Origin of the sequence: Rhizobium croatiense, from assembly GCF_019793465.1 — a bacterium.
Lineage (GTDB): Bacteria > Pseudomonadota > Alphaproteobacteria > Rhizobiales > Rhizobiaceae > Rhizobium > Rhizobium croatiense.
The window spans coordinates 1-13,222 of record NZ_JAILYJ010000010.1; the positions used below are offsets into that span (position 1 = coordinate 1).

Annotated in this window: 13 protein-coding genes and 1 pseudogene; 7 read left to right on the forward strand and 7 right to left on the reverse strand. The window is 62.0% G+C overall.

Annotated elements, in window-relative coordinates; translation table 11 throughout:
- Positions 1 to 124: 124 nt before the first annotated feature.
- Complete coding sequence (locus tag K6M89_RS16985; protein ID WP_222140238.1) at positions 125 to 922, reverse strand: hypothetical protein; 798 nt, start codon at positions 920 to 922, stop codon at positions 125 to 127.
- A gap of 253 nt (positions 923 to 1,175) precedes the next feature.
- Positions 1,176 to 2,708, reverse strand: a complete 1,533-nt coding sequence (locus K6M89_RS16990) for a YifB family Mg chelatase-like AAA ATPase (protein WP_222140239.1) — start codon at positions 2,706 to 2,708, stop codon at positions 1,176 to 1,178.
- A 347-nt stretch (positions 2,709 to 3,055) separates the two neighbouring features.
- On the opposite strand from K6M89_RS16990, the pseudogene K6M89_RS16995 reads away from it, so the two are divergent.
- Positions 3,056 to 3,420: pseudogene (locus tag K6M89_RS16995) on the forward strand (integrase); the annotation flags it as partial.
- Positions 3,421 to 3,486: 66 nt separating this feature from the next.
- Here the strand turns inward: K6M89_RS16995 and K6M89_RS17000 are convergent.
- The 5 genes from K6M89_RS17000 to rsmI form a co-directional block, all read right to left on the reverse strand.
- A complete protein-coding gene (locus K6M89_RS17000) occupies positions 3,487 to 5,310 on the reverse strand; it encodes a HAMP domain-containing methyl-accepting chemotaxis protein (RefSeq protein WP_222140240.1) in 1,824 nt (607 codons plus the stop codon).
- Between the two features lie 265 nt (positions 5,311 to 5,575).
- The gene (gshB, locus tag K6M89_RS17005) at positions 5,576 to 6,523 is read right to left on the reverse strand and encodes a glutathione synthase (RefSeq protein WP_097579467.1); all 948 of its coding nucleotides are present in this window, start codon (positions 6,521 to 6,523) and stop codon (positions 5,576 to 5,578) included.
- Between the two features lie 88 nt (positions 6,524 to 6,611).
- A complete protein-coding gene (locus tag K6M89_RS17010) occupies positions 6,612 to 7,115 on the reverse strand; it encodes a cupin domain-containing protein (protein WP_097579466.1) in 504 nt (167 codons plus the stop codon).
- A 117-nt stretch (positions 7,116 to 7,232) separates the two neighbouring features.
- Positions 7,233 to 7,601 (reverse strand): YraN family protein, encoded by a 369-nt coding sequence (locus tag K6M89_RS17015; RefSeq protein WP_097579465.1) that lies wholly within the window; start codon positions 7,599 to 7,601, stop codon positions 7,233 to 7,235.
- A complete protein-coding gene (gene rsmI, locus K6M89_RS17020) occupies positions 7,591 to 8,508 on the reverse strand; it encodes a 16S rRNA (cytidine(1402)-2'-O)-methyltransferase (RefSeq protein WP_222140241.1) in 918 nt (305 codons plus the stop codon). The genes K6M89_RS17015 and rsmI overlap by 11 nt, the downstream gene beginning before the upstream one ends.
- Before the next feature lie 262 nt (positions 8,509 to 8,770).
- On the opposite strand from rsmI, the gene dnaN reads away from it, so the two are divergent.
- The 6 genes from dnaN (at position 8,771) to K6M89_RS17050 (ending at position 13,157) form a co-directional block, all read left to right on the forward strand.
- Positions 8,771 to 9,889 (forward strand): DNA polymerase III subunit beta, encoded by a 1,119-nt coding sequence (dnaN, locus tag K6M89_RS17025; RefSeq protein ID WP_222140242.1) that lies wholly within the window; start codon positions 8,771 to 8,773, stop codon positions 9,887 to 9,889.
- Between the two features lie 54 nt (positions 9,890 to 9,943).
- A complete protein-coding gene (locus K6M89_RS17030; protein WP_222140406.1) occupies positions 9,944 to 10,855 on the forward strand; it encodes a DUF72 domain-containing protein in 912 nt (303 codons plus the stop codon).
- Positions 10,856 to 10,950: 95 nt separating this feature from the next.
- A complete protein-coding gene (pmtA, locus tag K6M89_RS17035; protein WP_097579460.1) occupies positions 10,951 to 11,550 on the forward strand; it encodes a phospholipid N-methyltransferase PmtA in 600 nt (199 codons plus the stop codon).
- A 1-nt stretch (position 11,551) separates the two neighbouring features.
- On the forward strand, positions 11,552 to 12,133 hold the full coding sequence (locus K6M89_RS17040) for a histidine phosphatase family protein (RefSeq protein ID WP_222140243.1): 582 nt from the start codon (positions 11,552 to 11,554) through the stop codon (positions 12,131 to 12,133).
- 6 nt (positions 12,134 to 12,139) lie between these two features.
- On the forward strand, positions 12,140 to 12,847 hold the full coding sequence (pyrF, locus tag K6M89_RS17045; RefSeq protein ID WP_222140244.1) for an orotidine-5'-phosphate decarboxylase: 708 nt from the start codon (positions 12,140 to 12,142) through the stop codon (positions 12,845 to 12,847).
- Positions 12,848 to 12,869: 22 nt separating this feature from the next.
- Positions 12,870 to 13,157: a DUF1330 domain-containing protein gene (locus K6M89_RS17050; protein ID WP_222140245.1), complete on the forward strand. Its 288-nt coding sequence runs from the start codon at positions 12,870 to 12,872 to the stop codon at positions 13,155 to 13,157.
- Positions 13,158 to 13,222: the final 65 nt, after the last annotated feature.

Sequence of the window (13,222 nt, forward strand, 5' to 3'; positions counted from 1 at the left end):
AACCGGCTCCAACGCTGCGCATGATGAAAGCTTCGCGTTTCCGCCGGTTGCTCACACCGCGCCATTTGGCGTATCCAAAACTGCCGAGGCTCTAATCGTCGCCGGATGAAAGTTCAGTGGCAGGTCAATTTTCGTTCGGGCGCTCTCCGGTTTGCTCCACCACAAACGTCTCGATCAACCGGTTGAACTGGTCCTTAAGTGACCGGGTATTAAACGTAACGGCGATCTTCCAATCCGGATTCTGAGAGTGGAGGTAAGCAGCCTTGAGTGCAAGGATGATGGTCTTACCAGAACCAGCTAGACCTCGGATACGCTGCACTCCCTTTACGGTTTCGATAACCGCTTTGCTCTGACGTTGGTCGAGGTTCGCAATTGAGTCTTCCAAGGCTTGAAGTGCTGCACCGTGAGTATTTTCGCGCGAGGGTGAACGGCGGCGACGATTTCGGCGAATGCTGGAAATGGACTGTATTATTGATAGTACAGTTGTATATAGCTCCGGATTTTCCCACTTGAATTGGCTTACATCATCAACAAACGACCCTTCGTTTGCTATGATGTAACCATTATCATCTTCAGCCGCACCTAGCAGAGGGGCGAAAGTAAGAGTATATGGCTCAACGAGCAATCTTCTCGCACTTCGTAGAGCTTTGTGTTGACGGAACTTGGCGTCCAAAAGGCTGGCAATTTCATCCTGGACGTCGGCGTAGTTACCAGCATCCTTGCCCTCGACCAATTGAATCGCGACCACGCCGTGTTGGGGAGAAATTAGCAAAGCGTCCACTGATACCGCTTCATCGACGGTCGAGAGTATCGGATAGCCGATGTAGAGCACGCCCTCGGAATTCCGGAAATTTTGCTCAATGACCTCAATGAGTCGCTCCGCAGAAACTGGCTTTTTCGCCGATCCTCTAATTATTTCCATAGTGCGGTCTTTCACATTTCATGGCGTCGAAAACGTCTATCAGATGTGGTCGGAACGGAGAAGCGCGAGCGCAAGGTGCGCACACTTCTTTCGCAACTGCTATCAACGAGATCGGAATGTTAGGTGTTCCCATGTGGAGTCCTTTGCTCGAAACGCTTGCCCCTGCAGCGCCAGACCGAAGGCGTGAACGGCCGTCCGCACGCGCTCGCGGCTTTCGGAACCCGCTTGTCAGGGCGCTCGACTGTCCCCCTTCCTACGCCGCCGCCGTCAGCCTCTCGCCAACGATCCGGTAGGAAATCGCCTCAGCCAGATGCAGGCGGCCGACGGTCGGTTTGTCATCGAGATCGGCCAGCGTGCGGGCGACCTTGAGGACGCGGTGGTAGCCGCGGGCGGAGAATTTCATTTTTTCGGCGGCGTCGCGTAAGAGCTGCAAGCCGCTGGCGTCGGGTTCGGCGAGTTTCTCAATCATCGCGGTGGAGCAGCGGGCATTGGTGCCGATGCCCTTGGCGCCGGCGGTCTCGAACCGCTCTTGCTGGCGTTCGCGGGCGCGGGCGACGCGGCGGGCGACGTCGGCGCTGGCCTCAGCCGCCATCGGCCGGATGAGATCGGCGGCGGAGACGGCCGGCACGTCGATGCGGATATCGATGCGGTCCATCAGCGGGCCGGAGATGCGGGCCTGGTAATCGCTCATGCAGCGCGGGCCGCGGGCGCAGGTGTGGCCGGGCTCGCCGGCCATGCCGCAGCGGCAGGGGTTCATCGCGGCTATCAGCTGGAATTTCGCCGGATAGGAAACGCGGTGATTGGCACGGGCAATGACGCATTCGCCGCCTTCGAGCGGCTGGCGCAGCGCATCGAGCGCCTGCGGCGTGAATTCGGGAAATTCGTCGAGAAAAAGCACGCCGTGATGGGCAAGCGAGGCTTCGCCGGGACGGGCGCGCAGGCCGCCGCCGACGAGGGCGGCCATGGTGGCGGAATGATGCGGCGTGCGGAAGGGGCGGCGATCGGACAGCTTGCCACCGGAAAGCTCACCGGCGATCGAATGGACCATCGAGACTTCAAGCAGTTCGGCGGCCGAAAGCGGCGGCAGGATCGACGGCAGCCTTGCCGCCAGCATCGACTTGCCGGAGCCGGGAGGACCGACCATCAGGAGATTATGGCCGCCGGCGGCCGCCACTTCGAGGGCGCGCTTGGCGCTTTCCTGGCCCTTGATCTCGGCAAGATCCGGCAGGTTGGCGGCATTGGCGCGGATCGACGCCTCCGGCCGCGACAGGACCTGGGTGCCGCGGAAATGATTGGCAAGGGCGATCAGGCTGCGGGGTGCCAGAATATTGACCTCGGCGCCGGCCCAGGCGGCTTCGGCGCCGCTTTCGGCCGGGCAGACAAGCCCCTTGCCGAGCGCATTGGCGCCGATGGCGGCCGGCAGCGCACCTGCGATCGCGGCGATCGTGCCGTCGAGATTGAGTTCGCCGACGACGACATAATCCGACAGCGCATCGGCGGGAATGGCGCCAAGCGCCGCCATCAACGCGAGTGCGATCGGCAGGTCGAAATGCGAGCCCTCTTTCGGCAGATCGGCCGGCGCCAGATTGACGGTGACGCGCTTTGCCGGCAGCGCCAGACCGGAGGCGTGAAGGGCGGCCTGCACCCGCTCGCGGCTTTCGGCCACCGCCTTGTCGGGCAGGCCGACGATCTGCATGCCGAGCTTGCCCGGCGCGACCATGACCTGAACCTCCACCGGCACGCCTTCTATGCCCTGAAATGCCACCGTGCTGATACGCGCGACCATATGCCCACCTTGTCCTGCAAACTCTTATAGACGCCCCTGTGGCCGTTGAAAGCCAGCGGTTGCAATCTGGCATGGAACCCGGAATAAAACAAGAACGATAAAAGAACGCAGGCAGATAATCAGCGGCAAGTGCGGTTATCGATGGTAAATTGATTTCGAGCCGCAAATCAGCAAGGATCACAGCAAAGCATGGCCGACACGGCCGCCGAAACCCGCCATCTGGAGCGTCCGTGGCCAAACCCAAGAGATCGCTGACCGCCTTCGAGCGGCGCCGAGTTGGCCGAGCTGCTCACCGACCGGGATGTCGAGACGCTGCGGGCGCCGGCCTTCAAACCTCACACTCGCCTCCCACGCATCCGCGGACGCTCGGCCTCTAGATTACCGCCTGCGCCTCCGGAGCGGTAGAACGCAGCGCAAGGCCGAATTCTGTGTCCCCCGTCGAACGTCGCCCGTCCTCGTCGCTTTCACGGAACTATACCCAACGCGGCATGCCGCTCGACCACCATATCGCTACAGTGATGGCAGGCATCCGCAACAGCCACGCCCGCCCTCCCGTCCAAAGGAAGCGGTGATGGCCGAGGACATCATCGCCAAGATCGAAACATTCGATCGCGGCTCCCTGGGCGGTCTACGGGACCGCGCGATGCTGCTGGTCGGCTATGCCGGTGGGCGGCGTTCAGAGATTGTCGGTCTCGACCTCGGGGCCGAACGTGCTTTCAAATTTCAGTCACTCGTGCGGGCTGTCTCGCCTCATCCGCGGAGCCAAAAAGCCGACGGTTCAGCCCGTCTTTCGTAACGCGTAGGCGCGTTCAGTTGCTGGAGCGCTCACATTGAACTGGCTGATCAACTCTTGCAATGCGGCGCTTTCATTGGCAAGCGCCGCTGACGCCGCGCTGGCCTCCTCGACCATGGCTGCGTTCTGTTGGGTCGTTTGGTCGAGGCTGTTGACGGCGGTGTTGATCTCAGCGAGACCGAGGGACTGCTCGCGTGATGACACTGCAATCGCATCGACGTGCTGGTTCATTGCAACCACCAGTTCGCCGATCTGCCTCAAGGCGTCACCGGTTTTCGATACGAGGTCGACACCCGTCGCCACTTCGCCACTCGAAGTTTGAATGAGCGCCTTGATCTCCTTGGCGGCTTGCGCAGAGCGCTGGGCCAGTTCGCGGACTTCCTGGGCAACGACGGCGAATCCCTTGCCTGCCTCGCCAGCTCGGGCCGCCTCGACCCCAGCGTTGAGGGCAAGGAGGTTTGTCTGGAAGGCAATCTCATCGATGACACCGATGATGCTCGATATTTGGTTGGATGATTGCTCGATCCGGCTCATCGCCTGTACCGTCTGACGGACGATCTCGCTGGAATTGGTGGCACTGGCGTTTGCTTGGGTCGCAACATTGCGCGCTTCATCGGCGCGCTTGGACGACGATGCGACGTTCGCGGTGATCTCATCCAGTGCAGCGGCAGTCTGTTCCAATGCCGCAGCCTGCTGTTCAGTGCGCTTGGCGAGATCGTTTGCACTGTTGGCGATCTCGCTCGATCCGGCATCGATATTGACTGTTGATCCCGCCACTTTACCAAGCGTGCGGCAAAGTTGTGCGACAGCGCTGTTGAAATCGTTTCGCAGTGCCTCAAAATCCGCATCGAATGGTTCGCTGATCTGGATCGTAAGATCGCCACTTGCGACCCTCTTCAGGCTCGCCGCCAACCCGTGAGTAGCCTTGGCCATGGCCGCAGCCCTGGCGTGATCTATTTGCTCCCGCCTCTGCCGTTCGGTCTCCGTCAGCGAGCGATTATTCTCCATATCCTCATCGGCCTTGATCTTGGCAAGCGCTGTCTGCCGGAATACCTCGACAGCACCCGCCATGGAGCCAATTTCGTCCCTGCGGTCGGCATAGGGAATAGCTGAATCCGTGTCACCTGCAGCCAGCCCAGTCATCGAACTGGTAATGGTCTTGATAGGACGAGAGATTTGAATGGCTACATATGCGATCGCCCCGACGACGACTGTGAGCACCAATGCGACCAAAGCCCATGTGCTCCAGAGAATTGTCGAATAGGTAGACTTGCTACTCTCGTAAGAGGCATCGGATCCGCTTACGTTGATGCTCAACAGCTCGCCCGCTTCCTTTTCGACATTCTCTACGATCGGCTCCATGTTCTGGTAGAAGATGACTTTCGCCGCGTCATTGTCGTTTCGGCGGGACCTTTCCAGCATCGGTTCGGCAGCCTTTGCGTACTCTGCCGCCCCTTTTTGGATCAGATCCAACAACTGTTTTTCTCGTGAAGACGATATGAGCGCCCGGTAGGCTTCGATCGCGTTCCCGAGTTCTTGCTTCTGGAAGGAAACCTGCTTTTCAGCAGAGGCGATCGCTTCGTCGCTGATCGACATGATGTGGTTGGCATAGGCGAACTTCATCTTCTGAAGTTGATATTGCATGTTGCGGACCACGAAAACACTCGGCAGCCAGTTCTTGGCAATAGCAGTCGTGTCCTGATTTACCTGCCGAATACTGCTGAGCGAAAACGATGCAAAGGTAAGAAAAATGAGCGCGAACGCCAAGTTGATGACGATCAACGAAGTTCTGACGGTGGGCCTGCGCATGTATTTCGCTCCATGGCAATTATTTTCAGGGCAGGCGATGAACCTCGGGATATGGTAAGTGAGTTCCTAAATTTAGTACGTGCTGTTTAACTAATAATGAACGTTGGAATTCAAGCGTCACACCAACCGCGCCGCCGGCCGCCGGCGTTCGCTGCGATCTCCAGCGAAGGCGAGCGAGCGCTCAGATTCTCAGGCCATTAAACTGGCCCGGCCCCGGCTCCTCGGCTCGAGATCGACGAGCGTTAAGCATTGGTTGTAGCCGGCCTCATCCGCGCTTGCGCTCAATCGCATCCCAAAGCAGGCTTGCTATGTCGGCGCCGCCGAACTTCCTGACCTCGCGGATGCCGGTCGGCGAGGTGACGTTGATCTCGGTCATGTAATCGCCGATCACGTCGATGCCGACGAGCAGGAAGCCGCGCTCACGCAATGCCGGGCCGATGCGCTCGCAGATTTCCTTTTCGCGCGGCGTCAGCTCGGTCGCCTCGGCGCGGCCGCCGACATGCATGTTGGAGCGGCTGTCATGCTCGGCCGGGACGCGGTTGATGGCGCCGGCGAATTGGCCGTCGACCAGGATGATGCGCTTGTCGCCCTTGCGCACGTCGGGCAGATATTGCTGGGCGATGAAGGGCTCGCGGAACATCTGGCCGAACATTTCGAGCAGCGAGGAGAGATTGCGGTCGTCGCGGGTCGAATGGAAGACGCCGGCGCCGCCATTGCCGTAGAGCGGCTTCAGGATGATGTCGCCCATCTCGTCGCGGAAGCGGCGGATTTCGGCCGGGTCCTTGGTGATCAGCGTCTTGGGCATCAGGTCGGAAAATTCGGTGACGAAGATCTTCTCCGGCGAATTGCGCACCCAGGCCGGATCGTTGACGACGAGCGTCTTCGGGTGGATGCGCTCGAGCAGATGCGTCGAGGTGATATAGGCCATGTCGAAGGGCGGATCCTGGCGCAGCAGCACGACATCCATGGTGGAGAGATCGACGCGCTCGGGCGCGCCGAGCTCGAAATGATCGCCCTTGACGTCGCGCAGCAGCATCGGCTCGACGCTGGCAAAGAGCTTGCCGTCGCGGAAGCTCAGCCGGTCGGGAGTGTAATGGAACAGCCGGTAGCCGCGCGCCTGGGCTTCCAGGCTCATGGCGAAGGTGGAGTCACCTGCGATATTGATGCCGGCGACATGATCCATCTGGACCGCTACATTGGTGATTTTGGCCATTTCCGTCCCTCGCTGAATGCCGGACAGATGTAGGTTGGCCCGGTATCAAACGCAACGGTCAATCAAGCCTTGCCGCCGCCACCGGTGGTCAGGCGGCGATCCCCTGGTTGCCGTTGTTGCGCAGCAGGTTGCGCAGACGATAGGCGATCGCCAGGGGCTTCGGGAAGGGCTTGCGCAGGAAGGCGACCTTGCGGACGTAATTGTCGACGCGCCAGCTTGCCCAGGTTCCGCCGGCGAAGAAGGCGACGTCGCCGGCGCACAAGGTTCGTTCGGTGCCGTCCTCGGCGGTGATATGGACCTCGCCTTCGAGGATCATCACCGTCTCGTCCCAGCCGAAAAACCAGCGGAATTCGCCTGATGTGCAGTCCCAGATCGCCGTCAGCGAGGCCTCGTCATGGCCGCGCGAATGTTCGGCGGTGCGCGCCTCAGGATTGCCGCTGATAATCCAGTCCGGATTGATCGGCGTCGATTTGAGCGGCAGCAGGTCGCTTGCATGGGCGATGAAGGATTTGCCGGCCGGCTTCGCCACGGCATAAGGCACCGAACGCACGGCCATGGCGACCGCACTTGCAAACATCAGCTTCCAGGCCATGAAACAACCCCCAATCGTTACCCCTACGGCGATTGCGATAGCAGAGAGTCGTAAGAAGCCGGTTCAAACCGGAGCTAAAATTTTAGCGATCCGAAAGCCCGGCAAAACCAGAAAGCGCTAAAAGGCGTCCGGAAAGTGGCGCGGCAGCCGGCCGGGCGTGACCGCGACGATATCGTAGCGCTGGGAGAGACGGGCCTGATCGGCCTGGCGGGCGAGCCAGAGATCGCTTGCCGCCCGTATCCGCTTCTGCGCGGCGGCGGAGACGGCGTCGACGGCCGCCGCCTCGCCATGGCGGGCCTTGACCTCGACGAAGACGGCGAGATCGCCCTTGCGGGCGACGATATCGATCTCGCCGAGCCGGGTGCGGTGGCGCAGCGCCAGGATGCGGTAGCCTTTCAACATCAGGAAGACGGCGGCGACATATTCCGACATCAGGCCGCGGCGCAGCGCCTTTCTTCTGATGGCGGTGAGGTCGTTATCGCCCATCGGCGCCCTTCATTTCCAGCAGGCGCTGATAGAGCGCCTTGCGCGGCAGGCCGGTGAGACGGGCGGCCTCGGTGGCGGCCTTTGCGGTCGGCATCGTCTTCGAGAGATCGGCCAGCACGGCCTCGACGTCGGCCTCCGGCGTTTCCACCGGCTGCGGCGGAGCGACGACGAGAACGATCTCGCCCTTGACGTTGTCCACCTCCCGGTAATGGGCGGCGAGCTCGGCCAGCGTGCCACGGCGGAACTCCTCATAGGTCTTGGTCAGCTCGCGGCAGACGGAGGCCGGCCGCGTGCCGCCCAGTACATCGGCGGCAGCGAGAAGCGTGGCGCCGATGCGATGCGGCGATTCAAAGAAGATCAGCGTCGCGGGGGCTGCGGCAAGTTCGCCGAGGCGGTCGCGACGGGCCTTATCCTTGGCCGGCAGAAAACCGGCGAAGAGGAAGGCGTCGTTCGGCAGGCCGGAGCCGACAAGGGCTGCAAGCGGCGCCGAGGCGCCGGGGATGGGGACGACACGATAACCGGCTGCGATCGCCTGCTGCGCCAGCCGATAGCCGGGGTCGGAAACCAAAGGCGTGCCGGCATCCGACACCAGCGCCACCGAGCGGCCGGCCTCCAGCGCCTGGATGAGGCGCGGTCCGGCCTCATCGGCATTGTGCTCGTGATAGGCGAAAGGACGATTCTGGATGCCGTAGCGGTCGAGCAGAACGCGGGTGACGCGCGTATCCTCGCAGGCGAGAACGTCGGCGCCGGCCAGCGTTTCCAGCGCGCGCAGCGTGATGTCGCCGAGATTGCCGATCGGGGTGGCGACGAGATAGAGCGCCGGCTCCAGCGGGCGCGCCGGCACCGCCATATTATGCAGGCGGAAGCTTCGCCGCGTCGCCACCTCCGCCGTCGTTTCCTCGTTCATGCCGTTTGCTTTCGTCCCGCCGTCGTCGAACCCTTATGCGGGAACCTTTATGGGCGAGCCGCACCGCTTCGGCAAGGGTTCGGATTTCTGTGAGGATTGCTCCGGAAAACCTGAAATGCGGGCCTCCCACCGCCCATGCCTCTTGCAAACCGGTGCTGAAGTCTGCCATTTTGCCCGTCCACTCCCCCGGTGTCAGGCCGGGAAAGCATTCTTCGGGTGCTCGATGCGCCCGGACAGTCACGGTCGAAAGCGGTAGCATCCCATGCGTATTACTATTGAGCGGTCAAACCTGTTGAAATCGCTGAACCACGTCCATCGCGTGGTCGAACGTCGCAATACGATCCCGATCCTGTCCAACGTACTGCTCAAGGCCGACGGCCAGAACCTCGACATGAAGGCGACCGACCTCGACCTCGAGATCACCGAGGCGACGCCAGCCAGCGTCGAACAGGCGGGCGCCACGACCGTGCCGGCCCATCTTCTCTACGATATCGTGCGCAAGCTGTCCGACGGCTCGGAAGTGCTGCTGGCGACCAGCACCGACGGCGGCTCGATGACGGTGCAGTCCGGCCGCTCGAAATTCTCGCTGCAGTGCCTGCCGGAATCCGATTTCCCGGATCTGACCGCCGGCACCTTCACCCATTCCTTCAAGCTGAAGGCGACCGATCTGAAGATGCTGATCGACCGCACGCAGTTCGCGATTTCGACGGAAGAGACGCGGTATTACCTTAACGGCATCTTCTTCCACACGATCGAGAGCAACGGCGAGCTGAAGCTCAGGGCGGTCGCGACCGACGGCCACCGGCTGGCGCGCGCCGATGTCGATGCGCCCTCGGGCTCCGAGGGCATGCCCGGCATCATCATTCCGCGCAAGACGGTCGGCGAACTGCAGAAGCTGGTCGACAACCCGGAAGCGATCGTCACGGTCGAAGTTTCCGACGCCAAGATCCGCATGACGATCGGCTCGATCGTGCTGACCTCGAAGCTGATCGACGGCACCTTCCCTGACTATCAGCGCGTCATCCCGACCGGCAACGACAAGGAAATGCGCGTCGACTGCACCAGCTTCGCCCAGGCCGTCGACCGCGTCTCGACCATCTCATCCGAGCGCGGCCGCGCCGTGAAGCTGGCGCTCTCCGATGGACAGCTGATGCTGACCGTCAACAATCCCGATTCCGGCAGCGCCACGGAAGAAGTCGCCGTCGGCTACGACACGGATGCGATGGAAATCGGCTTCAATGCCAAATACTTGCTCGACATCACCGCGCAGCTTTCCGGCGAGGAAGCGATCTTCCTGCTGGCCGATGCCGGCTCGCCGACGCTGATCCGCGATACGGCCGGCGACGATGCGCTTTACGTGCTGATGCCGATGCGCGTCTGACGGGAACGAAGGCCGCCTGCCATTGTTTTCCTCCTGTCAAAACGGGAGGATCTCCTGATGAAAAAGACGGGAACTGTGCGCATCGGCATATCCGGCTGGACCTATGCGCCCTGGCGCGGGCAGTTCTACCCGGAAGATCTGCCGCAGAAGCAGGAGCTTTCTTACGCCGCCCGCCACTTCCCGTCGATCGAGATCAATGGCACCTTCTACAGTCTGCAGAGGTCCGAAAGCTTCGGCCGCTGGCGCGACGAGACGCCGGAGGATTTCGTCTTCGCGGTCAAGGGTCCGCGCTTCATCACCCACATGCTGCGGCTCAGGGATATCGAAACGGCGCTCGCCAATTTTCTCGCCTCCGGCCTGCTGCGGCTCGGCCCCAAGCTCGGGCCGATCCTCTGGCAGTTCCCGCCGAACATGGCCTTCGATCCCGATCTGTTCGAAAATTTCCTGTCGCTGCTGCCGCGCGACGGGGAAGCAGCGACAGCGCTCGCCAAGCGTCATGACGGGCACGTCAAGGGACGCGCCTGGCTCAAGAGCGATGAGTGCCAGCCGATCCGCCACGCGCTCGAGATTCGCCACGACAGCTTCCGCTCGCCCGCCTTCATCGACATGCTCAGGCGCCATAATGCCGCCCTCGTCTGCGCTGACACGGTGGAATGGCCGCTGTTGATGGACATCACCGCCGACTTCCTCTATTGCCGCCTGCATGGTTCCGAGCAACTCTATGTCAGTGGCTATGAGGATGAGGCACTCGATCTGTGGGCGGAGCGCGTCCGCGCCTGGGCACAGGGCGGAGAACCTGAGAATGCGACGCGGGTGCTTGCGCCCCTGCCGTCGCGCAAGAAGGGCCGCGACGTCTATCTCTATTTCGACAACACCGACAAGAAGCTGCGCGCGCCCGTCGACGCCGCTCACCTTATCGAAAGGCTTGCCGATCTCATGCCTCGTTCCGACCGACCGGCTGCATGAGCTGTTGATGCCGATGTCCTCTTTGCGAAAATCCTTGTCGCGGGAGCGACAAGCAGCATATTAACACAGTCGATTAACGTGCGGATGGGTGGAGAATGCGCTTAAGGGTCAAGGTGAAGGAACATTTCGGGAAGAGATTCGATGAGGAAATCCGCTTCTTCCGCGGCATGATGCAGGGACCGAAGACGGTGGGCTCGATCGTGCCGACCTCGTCGATCACCGCCAAGCGCATGGCCAGCGTCATCGATATGCATTCGGGTTTGCCGGTCCTCGAACTCGGCCCCGGCACGGGCGCCATCACCAAAGCGATCCTCGGCCGCGGCGTGAAGCCGGACAATCTGGTGGCGATCGAATATTCGACTGATTTCCACCAGCACCTGCTGCGAACCTATCCCGGCGTGCACTTCATCAACGGCGACGCCTTCGATCTCCAGACGACGCTTGGCGCCTTCGCCGACCAGACCTTCGATTGCGTCATCTCCTGCATTCCGCTGCTGAACTTCCCGATGGCGATGCGCGTCGCGCTGCTGGAAAGCCTGCTCGACCGCCTGCCGCCCGGCCGGCCGGTGGTGCAGATCTCCTACGGCGCGATCTCGCCGATCGCCGCCAATCCCGATCGCTACCATATTCAGCATTTCGACTTCGTCATGCGCAACATTCCGCCGGCGCAGCTCTGGATCTATAAGCGCGGCTGAGATGTTCGGGCTCTATATCACCCATCCGCAGGTCAGGATCGATCCGAACGTGCCGGTGCCGAAATGGGGGCTTTCCGAGGTCGGCGCGGCGCGTGCCCGCAAAGCGGCCGAGAGGGGCTGGGCCAGGCAATTGCGGCGCATCGTCTCCAGCGACGAGACCAAGGCGATCGAGACGGCCGAAATCCTGGCGGAAGCCTCCGGCGTGACGATCGAGATCGTCGACGGCATGCATGAGAACGACCGTTCGGCCACCGGCTTCCTGCCGCCGCCGCAATTCGAAGAGGCGGCCGACTGGTTCTTTGCTCACCCGGAAGCAAGCTTCAAGGGCTGGGAGCGCGCCGTCGACGCGCAGGCTCGCATCGTCGAGGCGGTCGACGCTGTTCTTGCCACGCATGATGCGGCAGCGCCGATCGCCTTCGTCGGCCATGGCGGCGTCGGCACGCTGCTCAAATGTCATCTGGCCGGCAGGCCGATTTCTCGCGACCGCGACCAGCCGGGCGGCGGCGGCAATCTCTATGCTTTCGGCCTTGCGGATCGCCGCTTATCATGCGACTGGACACCCATCGAAGACTGGCGGGGGTGAGCAGAAATGGACGCACGCGAGCGGTTGATCGTCGGCCTGGATGTTCCGACGGTCGGTGAGGCGGAAAAACTGGTTTCCACGCTCGGCGACGACATTCTCTTCTACAAGATCGGCTATCAGCTGGTTTTTGCCGGCGGGCTGGAATTCGCCCGTGACCTTGCCGCAAGCGGCAAGAAGATCTTTCTCGACATGAAGCTGCTCGACATCGACAACACTGTCGCCTCGGGCGTCGAAAACATCGCTAGGATGGGCATGTCGATGCTGACGCTGCATGCTTATCCCAAAGCGATGCGGGCGGCGGTCGAGGCCGCGGCCGGCTCCGGCCTCTGTCTGCTCGGCGTGACGGTACTGACGTCGATGGATGCCGAGGACCTTGCCGAGGCCGGCTATAGCCAGGATCCGCACAGCCTGGTGCTGCGCCGCGCCGCACAGGCGCGCGCCGCCGGCATGGGCGGCATCGTCTGCTCGGCGGCGGAAGCGGCCGAAGTGCGCGAGATCGTCGGCTCCGACATGGCAATCGTCACCCCCGGCATTCGCCCTGATGGTAGCGACCATGGCGATCAGAAGCGGGTGATGACGCCTTTCGACGCATTGAAGGCGGGGGCGACCCACCTCGTCGTTGCCCGTCCGATCGTCAAGGCGCCCGATCCCAGAAAGGCCGCCCGCGCCGTCCTCAACGAAATGGTGGGCGCGCTCTGGCCGGCAAACCGCTGACGAGAACCAAAGGGAGAAGATCATGGCCAAGGGATATTGGATCGCCCGCGTCGATGTTCGCGATGCCGAGCGCTACAAGGATTATGTGGCGGCGGCCAAGCCCGCCTTCGAAAAATACGGCGCGAATTTCCTGGCGCGCGGCGGCGCGATCACCGAGCTCGAAGGAAGGTCCCGCGCCCGCAATGTCGTGATCGAATTCCCGTCGATGCAGCATGCCGTCGACTGCTACAACTCGCCGGAATACCAGATCGCCGCCAAAATTCGCCAGGAAGCGGCGGATGCGGAAATGGTCGTCGTTGAAGGCGTCTGAACGACTTCGCACCCGCAAAACTCACGGGCGCGATGGGCCTTCCCGTCACGCCGGGATTGAGCTAA

Bases quoted from the DNA above. Each gene is read 5' to 3' on its own strand.
- K6M89_RS16985 (WP_222140238.1), bottom strand. From the start codon at position 922: ATGGAAATAATTAGAGGATCGGCGAAAAAGCCAGTTTCTGCGGAGCGA.
- K6M89_RS16990 (WP_222140239.1), bottom strand. From the start codon at position 2,708: ATGGTCGCGCGTATCAGCACGGTGGCATTTCAGGGCATAGAAGGCGTG.
- K6M89_RS17000 (WP_222140240.1), bottom strand. From the start codon at position 5,310: ATGCGCAGGCCCACCGTCAGAACTTCGTTGATCGTCATCAACTTGGCG.
- gshB (WP_097579467.1), bottom strand. From the start codon at position 6,523: ATGGCCAAAATCACCAATGTAGCGGTCCAGATGGATCATGTCGCCGGC.
- K6M89_RS17010 (WP_097579466.1), bottom strand. From the start codon at position 7,115: ATGGCCTGGAAGCTGATGTTTGCAAGTGCGGTCGCCATGGCCGTGCGT.
- K6M89_RS17015 (WP_097579465.1), bottom strand. From the start codon at position 7,601: ATGGGCGATAACGACCTCACCGCCATCAGAAGAAAGGCGCTGCGCCGC.
- rsmI (WP_222140241.1), bottom strand. From the start codon at position 8,508: ATGAACGAGGAAACGACGGCGGAGGTGGCGACGCGGCGAAGCTTCCGC.
- dnaN (WP_222140242.1), top strand. From the start codon at position 8,771: ATGCGTATTACTATTGAGCGGTCAAACCTGTTGAAATCGCTGAACCAC.
- pmtA (WP_097579460.1), top strand. From the start codon at position 10,951: ATGCGCTTAAGGGTCAAGGTGAAGGAACATTTCGGGAAGAGATTCGAT.
- K6M89_RS17040 (WP_222140243.1), top strand. From the start codon at position 11,552: ATGTTCGGGCTCTATATCACCCATCCGCAGGTCAGGATCGATCCGAAC.
- pyrF (WP_222140244.1), top strand. From the start codon at position 12,140: ATGGACGCACGCGAGCGGTTGATCGTCGGCCTGGATGTTCCGACGGTC.
- K6M89_RS17050 (WP_222140245.1), top strand. From the start codon at position 12,870: ATGGCCAAGGGATATTGGATCGCCCGCGTCGATGTTCGCGATGCCGAG.